This window comes from Rhizobacter sp. P2_H2, from assembly GCF_056403375.1.
The window spans coordinates 1-2683 of sequence record NZ_JBFUFP010000759.1 but is presented as its reverse complement, the minus strand read 5'-3'; the positions used below and the strand labels follow the sequence as shown (position 1 = coordinate 2683).

The 2683-nt window shown below is 69.5% G+C and carries 4 protein-coding genes; 3 read left to right on the top strand and 1 reads right to left on the bottom strand.

What is annotated here, in order from left to right:
- The coding region (locus tag AC1D15_RS25875; RefSeq protein ID WP_477828244.1) for a DUF1993 domain-containing protein at positions 1–360 on the bottom strand (360 nt) is incomplete at its 3' end.
- A gap of 93 nt (positions 361–453) precedes the next feature.
- On the opposite strand from AC1D15_RS25875, the gene AC1D15_RS25870 reads away from it, so the two are divergent.
- From AC1D15_RS25870 to AC1D15_RS25860, 3 genes are read left to right on the top strand one after another with little or no spacing between them, the layout of a single operon-like run.
- On the top strand, positions 454–1461 hold the full coding sequence (locus AC1D15_RS25870) for a D-2-hydroxyacid dehydrogenase family protein (protein WP_465111671.1): 1008 nt from the start codon (positions 454–456) through the stop codon (positions 1459–1461).
- Complete coding sequence (locus AC1D15_RS25865; protein WP_477828243.1) at positions 1458–2030, top strand: chromate transporter; 573 nt, start codon at positions 1458–1460, stop codon at positions 2028–2030. Before AC1D15_RS25870 ends, AC1D15_RS25865 begins: the two co-directional genes overlap by 4 nt.
- Positions 2027–2578, top strand: coding sequence for a chromate transporter (locus AC1D15_RS25860; protein WP_477828242.1), 552 nt, complete (start codon positions 2027–2029; stop codon positions 2576–2578). The genes AC1D15_RS25865 and AC1D15_RS25860 overlap by 4 nt, the downstream gene beginning before the upstream one ends.
- Positions 2579–2683 lie beyond the last annotated feature (105 nt).

The window sequence follows — 2683 nt, the reverse complement described above, 5'->3', positions numbered from 1 at the left end:
GCGCGGGATCGTCACATCCCGGTCGTCGCTGCCGATGATCTTCTCGGCCGGCACGGACTCCAGGAAAGCCACCGTCTTCGCGATGCGCTCGCGCAACTCGGGCAGCGTCGTCTCCACGTCGTCGAACTTCGGCGCCTCGATGCCGGCCAGCCGGGCCGCGGCGAACTTGGCTGCGTCGCTGGTCAGCTGCACCTGCCGTGTGAACGGCAGCATGTCGGGCGCCAGGCGCGTGCCGAGCAGCACGCTGACGTCGAACTTCTTCGCCTGCGCGCAGGCTTCGGCCTTGTCCAGCCACTTGCCGATGTTGTCGAGGCTGCGCAGGAAGATCGGCACGCTGGCCGAGTACATGGTGAGGGGCATTGCGGTCTCCGGAGGGTTGTGTGAGAAGGGGTGTGGGGCCGGATGCTAGCCGTCCTCGCCGCTTCCTGCTGGCGAGCATGCACAATCAAAGCCGTGAACATCATCATCCTCGACGACTACCAAGATGCGGTCCGCAAGCTCAGGTGCGCCCGGCGCCTGGAGCACTTGAATGCCAAGGTGTTCACCAACACCGTCAAGGGCATCGGCCAGCTGGCGGTGCGCCTGCGCGACGCCGAGGTGCTGGTGCTGATCCGCGAACGCACCCAGTTCCCGCGCCAGCTGCTTGAAAAGCTGCCCAAGCTCAAGCTGATCTCGCAGACCGGCCGCGTCGGCTCGCACATCGACCTCGAGACCTGCACGCGCCTGGGCATCGCGGTGGCCGAAGGCGTCGGCTCGCCGGTCGCGCCGGCCGAGCTGACCTGGGCGCTGATCATGTCGGCGATGCGCCGGCTGCCGCAGTACATCGGCAACCTGAAGCACGGCGCGTGGCAGCAGTCGGGCCTGAAGGCGGCCTCGATGCCGGCCAACTTCAGCCTCGGCATGGTGCTCAAGGGCAAGACCCTCGGCCTGTGGGGCTACGGCAAGATCGGGCAGCTGGTGGCCGGCTACGGCCGCGCCTTCGGCATGCAGGTGGTGGTGTGGGGCAGCGAGGCCTCGCGCGAGAAGGCGCGCGCCGACGGCCACCAGGCCGCCGAATCGCGCGACGCCTTCTTCGAGACCTGCGATGTGCTGTCGCTGCACCTGCGGCTGGTCGACGCGACGCGCGGCATCGTGACCTCCGACGACCTCGCCCGCATGAAGCCGACCGCGCTGCTGGTCAACACCTCGCGCGCCGAGCTGGTCGAGGAAGGTGCGCTGGTCTCGGCGCTGAACCGCGGCAAGCCCGGCATGGCGGCGGTCGACGTGTTCGAGAGCGAGCCGATCCTGCAGGGCCACCCGCTGCTGCGGCTCGAGAATGCGGTGTGCACGCCGCACATCGGCTACGTGGAGCAGGACAGCTACGAGCTGTACTTCAGCGCGGCCTTCGACAACGTCATCAACTTCATCAACGGCACGCCGACGCAACTGGTGAACCCGGAAGCGCTGCGGGTCATCCGTTGAGCGATCCGGTGCTGGAGTCGCGCCAGCCGGGCTCGCTCGGCGAGCTGTTCCGCGTCTTCAACCGCCTCGCGCTGCAGGGCTTCGGCGGCGTGCTGGCGGTGGCGCAGCGCGAGCTGGTCGAGCGCGAGCGCTGGCTCGACCGCGACGAGTTCGTCGAGATCCTGTCGGTCGCCCAGGTGCTGCCGGGGCCGAACATCGTGAACCTGTCGCTGATGATCGGCGACCGCTTCTTCGGGCTGCGCGGCGCGTTCACCGCGCTGGCCGGCATGATGCTCGCGCCGCTCGTCATCGTGCTGGTGCTGGCGGCGCTGTACGCACGGGCCGCGCAGCAACCGCTGGTCAGCGGCGCCCTGCGCGGCATGGGCGCGGTCTCGGCGGGGCTGATCATCGCGACCGGCCTGAAGCTCGCCACCAGCCTGAAGCGCAACGAGATGGGCCTGCCGCTCAGCCTCGCGATCGGCGCCTGCACCTTCGTGATGGTCGCGCTGATGCGCTGGCCGCTGGTGTGGGTGCTGGCGGGGCTGGGCGCCGTCGGCATCGCGGCGGCGTGGTGGAGGCTGCGGCGGTGAGCCTGTTCGACCTGCATGGCCTGAGTGCGAACGACCTGTTCGCGCTGTTCACCCACTTCCTGATGCTGAGCCTGCTGGCCGTCGGCGGTGCGATCACCACCGCGCCCGACATGCACCGCTACCTGGTCGGCGAGCGGCACTGGCTGAGCGATGACCTGTTCACCGCCTCGGTCGCGCTGGCGCAAGCGGCACCGGGGCCGAACGTGCTGTTCGTCGCGGTGCTCGGCTTCAATGCGGCGGGGCTCGCGGGTGCGGCGGTCACGCTGCTGGGCATCATGCTGCCGTCGACCACGCTCGCGCTGTGGGCCACGCGCTGGGGCCATTCGCGGCGCGAGACGCTGGGCGTGCGGGCCTTCAAGACCGGCCTCGCGCCGTTGACGCTCGGCCTGCTGCTGGCCACCGGCTGGATCCTCTCGGACCCGGTGCGCAGCGAGCCCGGTGCGATCGTGCTGATCGGGCTGACGATCGCGGTGATGCTGAAGACGCGCCTGAGCCCGCTGTGGATGGTGGCACTCGGCGCGGTGGTCGGCGCGCTCGGCTGGGTCTGATTCGTAGCCCGGGTGACAACCCGGGCTCAACCCCCACTTGTTCGCTTGTCACCTCCCAAAAGGCAGGGCGGTGGCAGAAGGCGGGTGCGGGGAGTCTGTGGAGCG